Source organism: Microbispora sp. H11081, from assembly GCF_012999535.1.
Lineage (GTDB): Bacteria > Actinomycetota > Actinomycetes > Streptosporangiales > Streptosporangiaceae > Microbispora.
Genome location: NZ_JABBWV010000001.1, coordinates 936327 through 952719, shown reverse-complemented (window position 1 = coordinate 952719; position 16393 = coordinate 936327). Strand labels below are relative to the sequence as shown.

The window sequence follows — 16393 nt, the reverse complement described above, 5'->3', positions numbered from 1 at the left end:
ACATCAAGCACTTCATGCCTGTGATCTGTCACCTGATTCCGATGATATTGTCCCTACCATGTGCCCGGACTTCCCGTCGACGACTACGTCAGCAGGGGAGCCCATCCGGGATCGACTCGTGCGGGCCGCCTTCGAGCTCTTCACGGTCCAGGGATACGAGGGCACGACCGTCGACGACATCACGGCGGCTGCGGGGGTCTCCCGGCGCACGTTCTTCCGGTACTTCCCTTCCAAGGAAGACGTGATATTCCCCGATCACGACTCGGTCCTGGACCGCGTGCGCTGGTACCTCGGCGCCTCGGCGAACACCGAGCCGGTCTTCGCCGTGGCCGAGGCCGCCAGGCTGATCTTCGAGAGCTTCGTGGCGACGCCGGAACAGACGCTCGCACGCTATCGGCTGACGCGCGAGGTCGCGGTTCTTCGCGACCGGGAGGTCGCCAGCGTGGCGAGATACGAGCGGGTGCTCAGTGACTACCTGCGGAGCAGGCTCCCGAAGACCTCCGAGGCCGCCCTCGCGGCCCATGTCGCGGCCGCGTCCTTCGTCGCCGCCCACAACCAGGTGCTCCGCGAGTGGCTGCGCTCCGGCGGAGCAACGGATCCCCACCCTGCCCTGGATGTCGCATTGACGACGGTCGCCGACCTCATCACACCGCTGATCGCCCGCAGCAGCCGGCAAAGCTCCCAAAGCACCGTCTGACTGCCCTCCATGCTGGAGAAGGCGATCCAGCAGTCCGTCGGGACTGCACGGTGGTGTCGGTCGCGAACCACTCCGACTTTCGTGGAGGCCGTGATGTGCCTCGGGTTCTGTGGAGTTGGCTTGGCTGGCCGTCATGCCAGCTGGGTGTCTGCGTAAAGCGAACCGCCGAACGCCTTGGGCTGGCGCACGGGGCGTAGGCGGCAGAGACGGCCCTCGCGGCGGCGCGGATGGTGAACCCGCCGATGCCCGACCTGCTGCGCGAGGCCCTGATCGAGCTGATGCACGCCGCCGTGACCAGTCGTCTCCCACAACTGCGCCATGATTCCCATGGCAGCATCGCGGTGAGGTACGCCTCTCCCACGACGGGCAGCGGAGGCCGTACGGCGGCGGCGTGAGCAGCTCGGGATGACCTGGGCCGAGCTGGCCGAGCGCACAGGATTCAAGCAGCCGGCGGTAGCGCGGCTCGAAGCCGGAGGAACGCCGATCATCCCGATGCTGGAGCGGCTCGCGGAGGCTTTGGAGATGCGGCTGAGTGTGCAGTTCCAGCCGTTGCGGGAAGCGAGCTGATCTCACCGGAGCAGCGTTCAGGCTCGCAAGGCGCCGAAGTGGCAGCAACAACGATCATGACCCGGACCGGGCACCACGATCCGGTAGTCCGAGACGGGGCGGTATCCGATGCGCTGGTAGACGCTGTTGCTCGTCGGGTTGGCGAGGTCGGTGAAGAGGAGTACGTGTTCCGCACCGGCGTCGCGCGCCGCTTGGGAAACGGCTGTGGTGACGGCGGAGCCAGCCAACGCGGAGGCCACCGCCCGCAACACCGGCGCCGCGCACACAGCCCTGCGGGGCACCAAGCGGGTCAGGACACCGAGGTGGCCTACACGTCAGCCGGTTTCCGGTTGACCACTGTCGGCAGCCCTCGCCACCGCCGCATGTGCCGCCTGCAGGATCTGCTCCGACAAAGGCGTGCCTGCGGTGGCACGGGCAAGAAGTATGCCGCCGACGAGCGTGGCATAGGCGGCCAACCCGGCGTCCCCGGGCGCGATCCACCCAGCGAGTTCCTGGACGCCCTTGGCGTAGGTCTCCCTGTGCTCGGGCTCACGCGCAACGTCGCCCGCGAAACCGGCTGCGGGACAACCCGTGCCAGGGTTGTCGCGATGCTCGACAGAGAAGTAGGAGTCGAGCAGCGACTGCCACGCCGCCTGATGCCCTCCGGCCTCGTGGTCCAGAGCCACGAGGTCGTGCAAGTTGTCGGCGAAGGCCTTGGCAGCCGCTTCGTCAACGAGAGCGGCCTTAGAGGCGAACTGCTTGTAGAAGCCGCCCTGAGTGAGTCCGATCGACTTCATCACATCCGCGATGCCAACCTTGGCCATACCCTCCTCACGGAACAGCCGAGAGGCCGCGGCCACCACTCGCTCTCGGTTGGCCTTCGCCTCTGCTTGCGAGACGCGACTCATTCATCACCTTCCGCAATGCCGACCGTCTGCCCTGTCGCAGGTCGTCACAACGACCAGCGGACTAAGTACACCCCGAGTTTAAGATTATGCCTGCCGTCTATCGCCTGCTACGGCTCCCTGCCAGTCGGCACCTACCGCCAATCCGTCGCACCAGCGAGTCCGCGCAAAAACCGCCCAGACTCCAGGGCACGGGCCACATAGCAGTGCAAACCTGGCTGTTCAATCTCCGTCGTCTCACTCACAGCTGGTCACGTCACTGCTCTTTTCAGGGCGTTCGCGGAACAACCGCGCATGTGTGCGCCAGCGTTCCCGTTCACGTCCTCCGGAAGATCGCCGGGCATGGCTCGCTGACCACGACCCAGAGAGATCCCCACCCCGGCATGCGGTCGATCTCGGGGGCTGGAGCGGCACTGAGCGCCCATCCGGCGGTCAGACGGTCCCCAGATGGTCCCCGGCTGAGGGTGGTCTAGCGATCTACGGCATGAGCAACGAGCAACCAAAAAGCCTGTTGAGCTGGGCTTACACCCGGCCAACAGGCTTTCTTTTACGTCGGGACGGCGGGATTTGAACCCACGACCCCTTGACCCCCAGTCAAGTGCGCTGCCAAACTGCGCTACGTCCCGTTGCCCCTGGTCTCCCGGGGCACATCCAAACCTTAGCGCAGTTTCCGCCCGCGTGCGTACACCAACCGCGCCGGTGGGCCATAGGCTGGCGATCATGGGCAGGAAGGCGCGCATCGACCAGGAGGAACTCGTCCGGCTGGCCGGCGAGGGATGGACCAACGCCCGCCTGGCCGAGCACTTCGGCGTCACGGAGTCCGGCGTCCTGCAGGCGAAGCGCGCGGCCGGTCTGTCCAAGCCGATGACGGACCACAGCCGCGCCCTGCCCTGGAAGCTCCGGCGCGAGCACAGCCAGAGCGGCCCCGCCACCAACCTCCGGAACCTCTCCGCCGCGGCGCAGGGTCGCCGGGTCCCGGTGGACAAGCTCAACACCGCCCTGCGGTGGGCGAGCCGGCTGGTCGACAACGGGCTCGACATCGCCTACGACCCCGAGCGGGGATTCCACGAAGTGCCCGCCGCGGCTGACTCGCATATCGCCCGGGTCCTCGCCGAGGCCCGCGACGCTGCGGACGGATCGGCGGCGCAGGGCGCCGACTCGTAGGTGGGTTCTCAACGCCACCGGCACTTCCTCAGCCCGGCCCGCCCGACGCGTCACCGCAGCAAAGGCCGTGACCGTGAACGCGCCAACGGCTGCGCCTACGCTCACACACCGTCACGGGGCAGGGGCGTCGTCTCCTCACGTACGTGCACGCGGCGTTCGCCCGGGTGGACGGTGGTGTGCGACTCGTGCTCCTGGACGTGGACGTGCGGCTCGGCCGCCGGGTCCACGGTGTACATCGTGTCCGGCTCGATGGTCTCCACCGTCTCCTCGGTCGCCCGCGGACGGCGCGTGTAGCGAGTCGTCAGCACCATGCCGATGACTCCCACTGCCATGAGAATCCAGCCGATCATCTGAAGGTCGATACCAGGAACGTCCCATTTGACGGCGAACGCGAGAACCGCGCCGACCGCGATGAACGCCAGACTGGCCCCGAAGCCCATGGCTACCTCCTCTGCTGGTCAACGGCCCTTTACCCCCAGAATCCACGATTACGCAATGCGTGAAGGCCGCATTCGCGGGCAGTGCGGATGAACAACGCACTCACCCCTGGAGGCACATATGAACGCCGTAGCATGGGTGGCCGTCGTGATCGTCGCCGTGCTGGTGATCCTGGCAGTCGGCTACCTCGTGTCGGCAGGCAACCGCAGGCGCCACCTGCGGGACCGTTTCGGGCCCGAGTACGAACGGGCGGTGCGGGAGAGCGACAGCCGTAGGGATGCCGAGCAGGAATTGCGCGCCCGCGAGGAACGCCACGCCAAGCTGGACATCCGCCCGCTCGACCCGCGGACCCGGGAGCAGTACGCGAGGAAGTGGACCGAGGTGCAGGAGCGGTTCGTCGACGCTCCGGGCTTCGCCGTGACCGAGGCGGACGCGCTGGTCACCGCCGTGATGGCGGAGCGCGGCTACCCGACGGACGATTTCGAGCAGCGCCTGAGCGACCTGTCGGTCGCCCACGCCGCCACGCTCGACCACTACCGCAACGCCCACGACATCAGCAGCCGCGCCGCCCGGCAGGAGGCCACGACGGAAGAGCTCCGTCAGGCGATGGTCCACTACCGCGCGCTGTTCCAGGAGCTCCTCGGCGACAGCGACAGCGAAAGCCACAGCGACAGCGACAGCAGGGCCGCCGACGTTCCTCTCGACGACCACTCCGGCAGCACCGCGTACACCACCGGCGGCTACGGAGACGCCTCGGCGAACGGCCGGCACGTGGACATGCGGAAGGCAGGACGATGACGATGCGCACGAACAGGCAGTACGAGCGCGGCGAGGTCGCCGGGCAGCCGACCCCTGAGACCTCTGAGCCCCTCGAGGAGGAGGCGCGCAGAGAGCGGGTTCTCACGGACACCGGACGGGACGAGCACGAGGGCCCCGGCCCGGTCTACTCCCCCGGCGGCGAAACCGGCGACACGGACACCGCCGGCGACGCGTCCAGCGCGGGCTACACGGACGCCCCGGGTCGCACGGACGCAACGAGGCGGGACGCCGACAGCCACGCGGACGCGGACGGCGACCACCGCTTCCGGGAGCCGTACGACGAGACGGGCGACCACGTCCTCACGTCGCCCCGGACCGGCGACCGGCACACCGCCGACGGCGACCGCCTGGTCGCGGGCGGCCGTGCCGCCGACGACACCGAGAGCGGTCAGCCCTACGGCGCGGAGACCGGCGCGTACGGCTCCCGCGCGGACGAAAGCGACTTCGACACCGACCCCGACACGAACCCCGACACGAACCCCGGCACCGACCTCGACACGAACCGCGACGCGGACACCCGCCGCGACACCTACAGCGGCGCCGGAACCCCCGCCACCGCTGACCGGCCCTCCCTGGACGGCCCCGTGGCCTACCCCGCCACGACCACGACCGCCGCCTCCGGCGCGGCGTCCGTCCTCGACGAGGCGCTGGAAGGCCGGTGGCGCGAGATCAAGGCGGGCTTCGTCGACGATCCCCGCCACTCCGTCGAGCAGGCCGACGCGCTCGTGGACGAGGCCCTGTCGGCCTTCACCACCCGCCGCCAGGCGCTGCTCGACCAGTGGAAGGACAACGAGCGGGGCGACACCGAGGCGCTGCGCCAGGCCCTGCACGAATACCACGCGTTACTAGCCCAGTTGACCAGGAAGTGAGGTAACAATGCTCGCCATCGCAGCGGCGGTCGTCTTCGGGATCGCCTTCCTCCTCGATCTCCTCAACGCGAGCATCGGCATCGGCATGACGGCGCTGATCGCCCTCGGCCTGTGCCTGCTCGCCCTGCACCAGGCGGGCGTCGGCACCGCTGGAGTGAACTCCTGGCGCGGCGGCTGGCGCGGCGGGCGTGTCCGCCGCTGAGCCGCTCCCGACCCAAGCCCCCTCGCCGTCGGCCTTTCTCCCCTACCGAGTCGCGGCCGGCCACGGGTACGAAGGTCTCGCGGGAGTAACCTCTCCCGCGAGACCCGCCGCGAACCCGGTCCGTACGCCGGGCCCTGAGGAGGTCCTGATGCCGCGCAAGGTCGAAGAGGTCATGACACGCGATCCGGTGACTCTGCCGGAGGAGGCCTCGGTGATGAAGGCCGCCAAACTGATGCGCGACCGCGGGATCGGCGACGTGCTGGTTGTCGGCGACGGCCGGCTCCGCGGTCTGGTGACCGACAGGGACATCGTCGTACGCGCGGTCGCGGAGGGCCGGGACCTCGCCACCACTCCGCTGGCGACGCTGTGCACCTGTGACGTGGTGACCGTCGGCCCGGACCAGGACGTGGCCGAGGCCGCGCGGTTGATGCGCGAGCTGGGCGTGCGGCAGCTTCCCGTGGTGGTGGACGGGCACCCGGTCGGCGTCGTCGCCTCGGCCGATCTCCCGTCTCCTATCGCTGCGGGCGGCACGACCCGCCGGGGACCGGCCTCGTTCCCCGCGATCCGGCCCGTGTCGCTTCCGGCCGCACGCTGACCCGCACCGAACCCCGCCCCCGCGCCGAACCTCACCTCCGCGCCGAACCCACCCCCGTACCAAACCTCAGCTCCGCGCGCCGAACCCCGCCCCGCCCCTGCCCGCGCCGCTGACCTGCCCTGACCCGCGCGACGGGCGCCTTGGGACGGCTGCGCAAGCACCGCGATCCTCGTAAAACGAGGCGAGCGCCGGCTAGCTGCTCATATACCGTGTTCCGCATGATCTGGCCCCTCCGACGTTGCGCCGGTCGCCCTGGACCACGGCCGTGCTGAGCCGGCTTCTCCGCACATTTTTGCGGCCCTACTCGCCGGCGCTCACCGCGGTGGTGCTGTTCCAGCTGGTCGGCACGATCGCTTCTCTGTACCTGCCGAGCCTGAACGCCGACATCATCGACCAGGGGGTCGCCACCGGCGACACCGGCTACATCCTGGTCACCGGCGGCTGGATGCTGACCGTGTCCCTCGTGCAGATCGCCTGCTCGATCGCGGCGGTCTACTACGGCGCACGGGTGGCGGCGGGCTTCGGCCGCGACGTCCGGTCTGCGGTCTTCCACCGGGTGAGCGGCTTCTCCGCGCGGGAGGTCTCCCAGTTCGGGGCGCCCTCGCTGATCACCCGCAACACCAACGACGTGCAGCAGATCCAGATGCTCGTGGTCATGACCTGCACGATGCTGGTCGCCGCGCCCATCATGGGGGTCGGCGGCATCATCATGGCCCTGCGTCAGGACGTCGGGCTGTCCTGGCTCATGCTGGTCTGCGTCCCGGCGCTGCTCATCTCCATCGGTCTGATCGTCTTCCGCATGGTTCCGCAGTTCCGCGCCATGCAGACCCGCATCGACGAGGTGAACCAGGTGCTGCGCGAGCAGCTCTCCGGCATCCGCGTGGTGCGGGCCTTCGTCCGCGAGCGCGAGGAGACCCGCAGGTTCGCCGCCGCGAACGACGCGCTGACCGGGACGGCGCTGCGGGTCGGGCGGCTGACCGCGCTCATCTTCCCCACCGTGATGCTCATCATGAACGCCTCCTCCGTCGCCGTGCTGTGGTTCGGCGCCGCCCGGGTGGACAGCGGCGAGATGCAGGTGGGCGCGCTCACCGCGTTCCTCATGTACCTGGTGCAGATCCTCATGTCGATGATGATGGCCACCTTCATCTCGATCATGATTCCGCGCGCCGCGGTCTGCGCGGAGCGCGTCGCCGAGGTGCTGGACACCGAGTCGTCGGTGCGCCCTCCCGAGCACCCCGTACGCGAGGTGGACCGCCGGGCCGACCTGGAGTTGCGCGACGTCGGGTTCCGCTATCCGGGCGCGGCGGCCCCGGTGTTGTCCGGCGTCTCCTTCCGGGTGACCGCGGGACAGACCACCGCAGTCATCGGCAGCACCGGGTCGGGGAAGACGACCCTGGTCTCCCTGGTCCCCCGGCTGTTCGACGCCACGTCCGGCGCTGTGCTCATCGACGGGGTCGACGTACGCGACCTCGATCCTTCCATGCTCTGGACGCGCATCGGCCTGGTGCCGCAGAAGCCGTACCTGTTCACCGGCACCGTCGCGAGCAACCTGCGGTACGGCAACCCGGACGCCACGGACGAGCAGCTGTGGCGGGCACTGGAGATCGCCCAGGCCCGCGACTTCGTCGAGGCGATGCCCGAGGGCCTGCAGGCGCCGATCGCCCAGGGCGGCACGAACGTCTCCGGCGGGCAGCGCCAGCGCCTGTCCATCGCCCGCGCGCTGGTGGCGGAGCCCGAGATCTACCTGTTCGACGACTCGTTCTCGGCCCTGGACCTGACCACCGACGCCCGGCTGCGCGCCGCGCTGCGCCCGCACACGGCCGGCGCGGCGGTGGTGATCGTGGCCCAGCGGGTGTCCACCATCGCGGACGCCGACCAGATCGTCGTCCTGGACGACGGCGTCGTCGCCGGGATCGGCACCCATGAGGAACTGCTCGGCTCCTGCCCCGCGTACGTCGAGATCGTCGAGTCCCAACTGACCGCGGGGAGTGCGGCATGAGCGACCGGACCACGGCACCGGCACCGGTACGACCGCGGCCCGGCGGCGGCTTCGGGCCCTTCGGCGGTCAGATGCCTGCGGAGAAGTCGATGGACTTCGGCCCGTCCGCCCGGCGGCTGCTGCGGCGGCTGAGCCCGGAACGGCCGAGGATCCTGGCCGTGGTCGCCCTCGCCGTGCTCAGCGTGGCGTTCTCCGTCATCGGGCCGAAGCTGCTCGGCCGCGCGACCGACGTGATCTTCAGCGGGGTGGTCGGCGGCCGGCTACCGGCGGGCGCGACCAAGGAGCAGGCCGTGCAGGCGCTGCGCGCCTCTGGCCACGGCGACTTCGCCGACATGGTCGCGGGCATGGACGTCGTCCCCGGGCGCGGCATCGACTTCGGCGAACTGGGCACCGTGCTCACGTGGGTCCTCGCGCTCTACCTCGCCGCGTCGCTGTTCATGTGGCTGCAGGGCTACCTCCTCAACGACGTGACGCAGCGCACGGTCTTCCGGCTGCGCGCGGACGTGGAGGACAAGCTGAACCGGCTGCCGCTGAGGTTCTTCGACGGCCAGCCGCGCGGCGAGCTGCTCAGCCGGGTCACCAACGACATCGACAACGTGTCCCAGACCCTGCAGCAGACGCTGAGCCAGTTGCTGAGCTCGCTGCTCACCGTGGTCGGCGTGCTGGTCATGATGTTCGTGATCTCGCCGCTGCTCGCGGCGATCGCGCTGGTGACGATCCCGGTCACGATGATCGTGACGGGGATGATCGCCAAGCGCTCGCAGAAGCAGTTCGTCGCGCAGTGGGCACACACCGGCACGCTGAACGCCCACATCGAGGAGGCGTTCACCGGTCACGAACTGGTGAAGGTCTTCGGCCGGGGTCCCGAGGTCGAGCAGGTCTTCCGGGAGCGGAACGACGCCCTGTACGCGGCGAGCTTCGGCGCCCAGTTCATCTCCGGGATCATCATGCCGGCGATGATGTTCATCGGGAACCTCAACTACGTCGCCATCGCGGTCGTCGGCGCCGTACGGGTGGCCAGTGGATCGATGAGCCTGGGCGACGTCCAGGCGTTCATCCAGTACTCCCGGCAGTTCACCCAGCCGCTGACCCAGGTCGCCTCGATGGCCAACCTGCTGCAGTCGGGGGTGGCCTCCGCCGAGCGGGTCTTCGAACTGCTGGACGCCGAGGAGCAGGAGCCCGACCCCGCCCGCCCGGCGCTGCCCGCGACCCGGCGGGGGCGCGTCGAGTTCGAGCACGTGTCCTTCCGGTACGACCCCGATCAGCCCCTCATCGAGAACCTGTCGCTGGTCGCCGAGCCGGGGCACACGATCGCGATCGTCGGCCCGACCGGCGCGGGCAAGACCACGCTGGTCAACCTGATCATGCGTTTCTACGAGCTGGACGCGGGCCGCATCACCCTCGACGGCGTCGACGTCACGGCGATGCGCCGCGAGGACCTGCGCTCGCGGATCGGCATGGTGCTCCAGGACACCTGGCTGTTCGGCGGGACGATCCGCGACAACATCGCCTACGGCGACCCGCGCGCGACCGACGAGGACATCCTCGCCGCGGCGCGGGCGACGTACGTCGACCGGTTCGTGCGCACCCTGCCGGACGGGTACGACACGGTGATCGACGAGGAGGGCGGCAACGTCAGCGCCGGCGAGAAGCAGCTGATCACCATCGCCCGTGCCTTCCTCGCCGACCCGTCCCTGCTCATCCTGGACGAGGCGACCAGCTCGGTCGACACCCGCACCGAGGTCCTCGTGCAGCACGCGATGGCCGCGCTGCGCAGCGACAGGACGAGCTTCGTCATCGCCCACCGGCTGTCCACCATCCGCGACGCGGATCTCATCCTCGTGATGGAGGCGGGGAGCATCGTCGAGCAGGGCACGCATGAGGAACTGCTCGCCGCCCGTGGCGCCTACCACCGGCTGTACTCCGCACAGTTCGAGGGGGCTCAATTCGAGGGAGCCCAGGTCGAGGGGGCCCAGGTCGAGGGGGCCCAGTTCGCCGGCGCGTCCGCCGGGGACGACACGCCCACGGAAGTGGTGTGACGGGCGCCGCGCGACCTCGGGATCGCGCGGCGCCCGGCAGAAGGGCTCACGAACGGGCTGACAGGGTGAACTCCTTGCGCGGCTCCTCGATGGCCCCTAGCGAGACGATCTCGCGGGGGAAGAGCAGCCCGAGCGTCCAGTCCACGAGGATCCGGGTCTTCTTGTTGAAGGTCGGCATCCGCGTCAGGTGGTAGGTGCGGTGCATGAACCAGGCGGGGAAGCCGCGCATCTGCCGCCCGTAGATCTGGGCGACCCCCTTGTAGAGCCCCAGGCTCGCCACCGACCCCGCGGACTTGTGCCGGTAGGGCCGCTGGGCCCGCCCGCGCAGCGCCGCCAGCAGGTTGTCGGCCAGCGTCCTTGCCTGCCGTACGGCGTGCTGGGCGTTGGGCGGGCAGAACTCGCCGGGGCGGGTGAGGTCGGGCACGGCGGCGGAGTCGCCCGCAGCGAAGGCGAAGTCGGTGCCGAGCACACGCAGATAGGGGTCGACCCTGATCCTGCCCTTCTTGTCCAGAGGCAGGTCACCCGCGGAGACCAGCGGGTTCGGCTTGACGCCCGCCGTCCAGACGAGGGTGTCCGCGTCGAACTCCTCGCCGTCGCTCAGCACGATGTGGTCGCCCTCCGCGGACGTCAGCATCGTGCCCATGCGGACCTCGATGCCCCGCTCGCGCAACTGGTGGACCGTCCACCTGCCCATGTCGGGCCCGACCTCAGGCAGGATGCGGTCGGTGGCCTCCACGAGCACCCAGCGCATGTCCTCGCGGCTGAGCCCGGCGAAGTATTTGAGCGCGCCGGCGGCCATGTCCTCCAGCTCGGCCAGCGCCTCCACGCCGGCGTAGCCGCCGCCGACGAAAACGAACGTCAGGGCCTTGCGCCGGACCTCGGGGTCGGGGGTGGACGCGGCGACGTCGAGGCGGCCGAGCACGTGGTTGCGCAGGGCGATCGCCTCTTCGATGGTCTTGAAGCCGATGCCGTGCTCGGCCAGGCCCGGCACCGGCAGCAGCCGTGAGATCGAGCCCGGCGACATGACCAGATAGTCGTAGTCGATGGTGAGGTCGGGCCCTTCGTGTGGACTGAGCTCCGCTTTGCGGTCGGCCAGCCGCACCTGGTTGACCCGCCCGCTGAGGATCTGGCACCGCGAGAGCACCCGCCTGAGCGGGACGACGACGTGCCGCGCCTCGATGTTCCCGGCGGCCGCCTCCGGCAGGAAAGGCTGGTAGGTCATGTAGGAGTCGAGGTCCGCGACGGTCACGAGCGCTTCGCCTCGGCGGAGCCTGCGCTGCAGGCGGAGTGCTGTGTACATGCCGACGTACCCGCCGCCGACGATCAGGATCCGTGGGACAGACATGGCTGTCCCCTACCCCTAGTCGAGGAGGAAACGCATCGTCACCCTGCTCCCCCGGGGGCCGGTGGTGACGTCGAGATCGCTGCTCAGCATGCGCGCCACCCACAGTCCCATGCCGCTGGTGGCGTTCTCGGGCGGCGGGTCGTGGCCGGGCTCACCTTCGAGACGCCAGTCCCGGCCGTCGTCGTGGACGGCGACCACCAGGGCCCGCCCCTCCCGCCACATGCCCAGCCGCGCCTTGGTCGACCCGTGCGTGACCGCGTTGGTGGCGACCTCGTTGAGCGCGACGAGGAAGTCGCCGATCGCGTCTTCCCGCATGCCGCGACGCAGCGCCTCGGCGGCGGCGAACTCCCGCAGATCGGGCAGATCGGCTAAGGAGAAGGCACGCTCCCTTGCCGCTCCGGTGACGTGCGCGGGAACGCCGTCATCTTTCACCCGGTACACGCCTCCTGCCGGAAGTCTGACTGTCTCAGGGTAGATCCATAGGCTGTGGGCAGCACGAAGATACCCCGGGACACCGCCTCGGCACAGGCGGTGTCCCGGGCATCGTCGCATCCTCTCATCCCGCGACAAGCTCCGCCCGGAGCTGATCGAGGGTCTTGCGGAGGATCCGCGAGACGTGCATCTGCGATATGCCGAACTCCGCCGCGATCTCGGCCTGGGTCATGTTGCCGTAGAAACGCAGCAGGAGGATGTTCTTCTCCCGCTCGGGGAGAAGGTCGATGAGAGGCTTCAGCGCCTCGGCGTCCACGAGGGTGTCGAGGGCGTCGTCCTCTTCGGGGATGACGTCGCCCAGCGCGGCGGCGTCGTCGTCGGCGCCGATCGGCGCGTCGAGGGACAGGGTGCTGTACGCGGCGGAGGCGTCCATGGTGAGGAGCATGTCCTCCTCGGACAGCCCCATCTTCTTGGCGAGCTCGGCCACCGTGGGGAACCGGCCCAGCTCCTGGGTCATGTCGGCGACGTGCCGGTTGAGCTCGGCCCGGCGCTCCTGGTAGAGGCGGGGCACCCGGACGGCCCAGGTGCGGTCGCGGAAGTGCCGCTTGACCTCGCCCGTCATCGTGACCATGGCGTAGCCGCGGAAGCTGTGCCCCAGGGTGGGGTCGAAGCCGTTGATGGCCTTCATGAGGCCGACGTACGCGGCCTGGAGGAGGTCTTCCATCGGCTCGCCACGGTTGAGATACCGCCGGGCGATGTCCCTCGCCATCGGGCGGTGCATTTCGACGATCATCTCACGGAGGCGTTCCCGCCGCTCCTCGGACAGTCCGTCCTCGGCCAGCTCGGCCAGGAGCTCTTCGGCGGTCGGATTGCTGGCGGTCTCTACACGGACCTCGGCAGCCATCTGCGCAGTCCCCTCGTATTTTCTTCTCGCGAGGGCGCCTACGCGTCTAGGGTTACCTGGCAGAAGGCGCGCCTCGCTACAGTATCGAGACGAGGCCCTCTGCTGGACCTCTGCTTCAGTATATTGCCTCAAAATCAGGAGTATCACCACCCCTTCGGCACCAGTAATGTTGCCGCAGAGGAGGCGCGAGGTGTCTAACAAACTGCTGTCCCTGACGTCGAGCATGGCGGGGGACATCGTGGTGGTCCATGTGAACGGCGTCCTCGACGCCACGACTCGTGAGCAGTTCTCCGACTATCTGGACGCCACGGTGGACGACCACGGCCCCGACATGATCCTCGATCTGGGCGGCGTTACCTTCATGGACTCCCGCGCCCTGGGGCTGATAGTGCACAACTGGCAGCGCTCCACCACGGCCGGCGGCAACTTCGCGCTGGTCTCCGTGCAGTACCCGAACTCCAAGGTCATGTGGGTGACCGGCCTGTCCGAGCGGCTGCCGCTGTTCGACACCCTCGACGAGGCGCTGGCCGCGTTCGCCGCCTGAGCCCAGCCGGTCCCGGCCCCGCACGCTCCTCCGAGCCCGCCCCTGAGCCCTCCAGGGCCGCCCGCGCGCCGGCTCAGTCGGGGGCCGCTCCCCCGTGCTTCTGCTGGTGCTCGGTGACCAGGAGCCTGGCCAGGTCGGCCACCTTGACCTGGTGGTGCTGCGACACCCGCCTGAGCTCGTCGAACGCCTCCTCGGCGGAGCAGCCGCTCTTCGACATGATGATGCCCTTGGCCTGGTCGATCACCGAACGGCCGGCGAGGGCCTCCTGCATCTGCGCCGCGCCGGTCAGCACGTCGTCGAACTCCCAGATGTTCGCCAGCGCCACGGTCACCTGCTCGCGCAGCAGCGCCAGGAGCGGCCCTCCGGGAGCGAACACGCCGGGGCGCACGCCGTACAGGCCGATGATCACGACGGCGTTGTCCACGGCGATCGGCACGGCGAGGACCGAGCGCACCCCCTGCCGCACGGCGGTGGCGGCGTAGCGGGTCCAGCGGGACTCGCGCATCACGTCGGGGACCGCCACCGGGCGCCCGGTGGACAGCGCCTCCCTCGACGGGCCCTCGCGCAGGTCGCGCTCCCTGTCGATCAGGACGGTGAGCTCGCTGTGGGATGCGGCCAGCAGCACCCGCTCCTCCATCCACAGCTCGGCGGTGCCGCCCGCGCAGCCGGGCACTCCCCGCGCCACCGCCTCGGCGATGCCGCGCAGGACACTCTCGGCGGACGTGCCCTCTGTAACACGGCCCAGAGCCGCGAGGTCACGCGCGAGGATGGATGTCGTCTCCATGGTAGAAAGACCATTCCCATTGTTTCCGGGTTAATCCGGGCTGGATCGATTAGCCCCGGGCTTTGGCGTAGCGTCTACGTCGAGAGAGGGAGGCAGCTTGCCCGACACCGCCGAGCTTGAGCGCGCGTTGAGCGGACTCGCCGACCGCATCACCACCCTAAGGGACGATCCCGATCCGGGTGCGATGCTACGGGAGCTGGACGCCGCCGAGGAACTGCTCCGCAAGGCCCTGAGCGAACTGGTGCGCGGCCGCAGGCGCAGAGACGGCGGGAGCCAGCGCGAGCAGAAGCTGCTGCGCCAGGTGTTCCGCGCGCTGCCGATCCCCGTGATCATCATGGACACGGGCGGCACGGTGCGCCGAATCAACAACGAGACCACCCGCCTGCTGGGCAGTCCGGCCGGTTACCTCATCGGCCGCGCCTTCCCGCTGCTCGTCGACGTGACCGCCCGCGCCGCGTTCCGGCAGCGCTTCGCCGCGCTACTCCACGGCGAGGACAACGCCTCGTTCCAGACCCGGCTGACCCACCAGGGCCGCGCCCACACCGTACGGCTGGTGCTGAGCCGCCTGCGCATGCCGGGCGAGCCACAGGAGATGATCGCGGGGGTCGTGCTGCCCACCGAGGTCCAGCTGCCGGAGCCCGCCGTGCAGAGCGTGCAGACGGGCGCGCCCGACGAGGCGGCTCTCCTGGCGGCGGCCAGGCGGCACGAACTGCTGTCGCGGCTGACCGCGCTGCTGCTGGACGAGGAGAGCCTGCGCGAGCCGGTCGCCCTGCTGCGGGCGGCCCGCCTGCTGGCCGGGGAGACGGCCGACTGGGTGGTAGCGGACGTCGCCGGCGACGGCGGGCTGGCGAGGACGGTCGTCATCGGGCCGAGCGACCAGCCGGTCGGGCGGCTGCAGCGGACGGTCGAGGAGGCCCCGCCGGCGCAGGCGCCGGTGGTTGAGCAGGTGATGGCCACGCAGAGCGGCGTCGTCCACGAGATGCTGACCGACGAGTCCCTGCTCGGCAGTGGCGTGCTCCAGGCGATGCGGGCGGGCTCGCTGCTCAGCGTGCCGATCCGCGCCGACGACGAGACGCGCGGCGTGCTCACGCTGGTGCGGCTGCGCGACCGGCCGCCGTTCGGCCTGGCCGACCTCGGCCTCATGGAGGAGATCGGCCTGCACCTCGGCCTGGCGATGCGGGCCCAGCAGGGGTTCCAGCGCCGGGCGCAGGCCGCCGACACCCTGCAGACCGGCGTGCTCCCCCGCACCCTCGCCGGCATCCCCGGCTTCGAGATCGCGGCCGCCTACCACCCCGGTTCCGGCATGCGGGCCATCGGCGGCGAGTTCTACGACGTGTTCCCCGTCAAGAACGGGTGGGGGTTCGTCATCGGCAGCACGGCGGGGCGCGGTGAGGAGGCTGCGGCCGTCACCGCCATCGTCCGCAACGGCCTGCGCGTGCTGAGCGTCTGGGAGGACGACCCTGGGCAAGCCCTGCGCAAGGTCAGCGACGCCCTCGTCGCGCAGAACACGGGTCTGTTCGTGATGGCCGCGGCCGGCTTCGTCCGCGGCCGCAAGGTGCGGCTCGCCTCGGCGGGACACCATCCCGCGGCGCTGATCCAGCCGGCCGGCGGCGTGCGGTTCACCGAGGGCGGCGGCGTCCCCCTGGGCTTCGAGGAAGGCTCGGTTCCCGCGACGGAGGAGCTCACGCTGTCGTCCGGGGAGGTCCTCGTGCTCTACAGCGACGGCCTGGTGGGCTCGCGGAGCCCCGCCGGGGACAACTACGGCGAGCAGCGGCTCACCGAGGCTCTCGCGCGCTGCGCCGGGCAGCCCCCGGGCGCGGTCGTCAAGGCCATCGAGGAGGACCACCGGGCTTTCTGCGGCAGCCACGTGGTCGACGAGATCACCATCCTCACGCTGCGCCGATCCCGCTGACGCGGCGCCGCCCCCGCGCAGGGGCGGCGCGGCGCGTCCTCGCTCTTACCTGGGCAGACGCCGCGGGCGACGGCCGCGGGCGTGCCGCGCCCTGGCTGCCGGGAGAGCGCATGATTTTCCCGATTAGGTGTTTAGCGCGAATCAGAGTAAGGTAAACATCATCTACATCGAGCGTGCCTAGGACGCAGGCACACCCTTT

General features: G+C 69.9%; 18 protein-coding genes and 1 tRNA gene. 12 read left to right on the top strand and 7 right to left on the bottom strand.

What is annotated here, in order from left to right; all coding sequences use genetic code 11:
• The first annotated feature begins 118 nt into the window (after positions 1-118).
• The 3 genes from HHX31_RS04275 (at position 119) to HHX31_RS04265 (ending at position 1264) form a co-directional block, all read left to right on the top strand.
• Complete coding sequence (locus tag HHX31_RS04275) at positions 119-697, top strand: TetR family transcriptional regulator (RefSeq protein ID WP_211589186.1); 579 nt, start codon at positions 119-121, stop codon at positions 695-697.
• A gap of 227 nt (positions 698-924) precedes the next feature.
• Positions 925-1092 (top strand): hypothetical protein, encoded by a 168-nt coding sequence (locus tag HHX31_RS04270; RefSeq protein WP_169945146.1) that lies wholly within the window; start codon positions 925-927, stop codon positions 1090-1092.
• A 10-nt stretch (positions 1093-1102) separates the two neighbouring features.
• Complete coding sequence (locus HHX31_RS04265; protein ID WP_169945144.1) at positions 1103-1264, top strand: helix-turn-helix domain-containing protein; 162 nt, start codon at positions 1103-1105, stop codon at positions 1262-1264.
• Between the two features lie 314 nt (positions 1265-1578).
• On the opposite strand, the gene HHX31_RS04260 is transcribed toward HHX31_RS04265, so the two are convergent.
• Positions 1579-2151, bottom strand: coding sequence for a TetR/AcrR family transcriptional regulator (locus tag HHX31_RS04260; RefSeq protein ID WP_169945142.1), 573 nt, complete (start codon positions 2149-2151; stop codon positions 1579-1581).
• Between the two features lie 549 nt (positions 2152-2700).
• Positions 2701-2774: transfer RNA gene (locus tag HHX31_RS04255), tRNA-Pro, on the bottom strand.
• Between the two features lie 94 nt (positions 2775-2868).
• Here HHX31_RS04255 and HHX31_RS04250 point away from each other — a divergent pair.
• Positions 2869-3312: a hypothetical protein gene (locus HHX31_RS04250; protein ID WP_169945139.1), complete on the top strand. Its 444-nt coding sequence runs from the start codon at positions 2869-2871 to the stop codon at positions 3310-3312.
• A gap of 101 nt (positions 3313-3413) precedes the next feature.
• Here HHX31_RS04250 and HHX31_RS04245 read toward each other — a convergent pair whose 3' ends face one another.
• Positions 3414-3752, bottom strand: a complete 339-nt coding sequence (locus HHX31_RS04245; protein ID WP_169945137.1) for a DUF6458 family protein — start codon at positions 3750-3752, stop codon at positions 3414-3416.
• 118 nt (positions 3753-3870) lie between these two features.
• Here HHX31_RS04245 and HHX31_RS04240 point away from each other — a divergent pair, with 118 nt between their 5' ends.
• The 6 genes from HHX31_RS04240 to HHX31_RS04215 all read left to right on the top strand — a co-directional run bounded on the left by HHX31_RS04240 (position 3871) and on the right by HHX31_RS04215 (position 10273).
• Positions 3871-4548: a hypothetical protein gene (locus HHX31_RS04240; protein WP_249345371.1), complete on the top strand. Its 678-nt coding sequence runs from the start codon at positions 3871-3873 to the stop codon at positions 4546-4548.
• Positions 4549-4550: 2 nt separating this feature from the next.
• Positions 4551-5438, top strand: a complete 888-nt coding sequence (locus HHX31_RS04235; protein WP_169945135.1) for a hypothetical protein — start codon at positions 4551-4553, stop codon at positions 5436-5438.
• 7 nt (positions 5439-5445) lie between these two features.
• Entirely contained in the window at positions 5446-5640 is a 195-nt protein-coding gene (locus HHX31_RS04230; RefSeq protein WP_111700666.1) for a hypothetical protein, read from the top strand.
• Between the two features lie 148 nt (positions 5641-5788).
• Positions 5789-6235 (top strand): CBS domain-containing protein, encoded by a 447-nt coding sequence (locus HHX31_RS04225; RefSeq protein WP_169945133.1) that lies wholly within the window; start codon positions 5789-5791, stop codon positions 6233-6235.
• Between the two features lie 322 nt (positions 6236-6557).
• Positions 6558-8234 carry an ABC transporter ATP-binding protein gene (locus tag HHX31_RS04220; protein ID WP_311931427.1) on the top strand — a complete coding sequence of 559 codons (1677 nt, stop codon included), beginning with the start codon at positions 6558-6560 and terminating at the stop codon, positions 8232-8234.
• A complete protein-coding gene (locus HHX31_RS04215; protein WP_169945129.1) occupies positions 8231-10273 on the top strand; it encodes an ABC transporter ATP-binding protein in 2043 nt (680 codons plus the stop codon). Before HHX31_RS04220 ends, HHX31_RS04215 begins: the two co-directional genes overlap by 4 nt.
• 46 nt (positions 10274-10319) lie before the next feature.
• On the opposite strand, the gene HHX31_RS04210 is transcribed toward HHX31_RS04215, so the two are convergent.
• The 3 genes from HHX31_RS04210 to HHX31_RS04200 all read right to left on the bottom strand — a co-directional run bounded on the left by HHX31_RS04210 (position 10320) and on the right by HHX31_RS04200 (position 12954).
• Positions 10320-11618 carry an NAD(P)/FAD-dependent oxidoreductase gene (locus tag HHX31_RS04210; RefSeq protein WP_169945127.1) on the bottom strand — a complete coding sequence of 433 codons (1299 nt, stop codon included), beginning with the start codon at positions 11616-11618 and terminating at the stop codon, positions 10320-10322.
• A gap of 15 nt (positions 11619-11633) precedes the next feature.
• A complete protein-coding gene (locus HHX31_RS34940) occupies positions 11634-12050 on the bottom strand; it encodes an ATP-binding protein (RefSeq protein ID WP_311931425.1) in 417 nt (138 codons plus the stop codon).
• A 124-nt stretch (positions 12051-12174) separates the two neighbouring features.
• Positions 12175-12954, bottom strand: a complete 780-nt coding sequence (locus HHX31_RS04200) for a SigB/SigF/SigG family RNA polymerase sigma factor (RefSeq protein WP_169945124.1) — start codon at positions 12952-12954, stop codon at positions 12175-12177.
• Between the two features lie 190 nt (positions 12955-13144).
• On the opposite strand from HHX31_RS04200, the gene HHX31_RS04195 reads away from it, so the two are divergent.
• Positions 13145-13498, top strand: a complete 354-nt coding sequence (locus HHX31_RS04195; protein WP_311931423.1) for an STAS domain-containing protein — start codon at positions 13145-13147, stop codon at positions 13496-13498.
• A gap of 73 nt (positions 13499-13571) precedes the next feature.
• On the opposite strand, the gene HHX31_RS04190 is transcribed toward HHX31_RS04195, so the two are convergent.
• Positions 13572-14282, bottom strand: a complete 711-nt coding sequence (locus tag HHX31_RS04190) for a GAF and ANTAR domain-containing protein (RefSeq protein ID WP_169945121.1) — start codon at positions 14280-14282, stop codon at positions 13572-13574.
• A gap of 97 nt (positions 14283-14379) precedes the next feature.
• Here HHX31_RS04190 and HHX31_RS04185 point away from each other — a divergent pair, with 97 nt between their 5' ends.
• Positions 14380-16194: a SpoIIE family protein phosphatase gene (locus HHX31_RS04185; RefSeq protein ID WP_249345369.1), complete on the top strand. Its 1815-nt coding sequence runs from the start codon at positions 14380-14382 to the stop codon at positions 16192-16194.
• Positions 16195-16393: the final 199 nt, after the last annotated feature.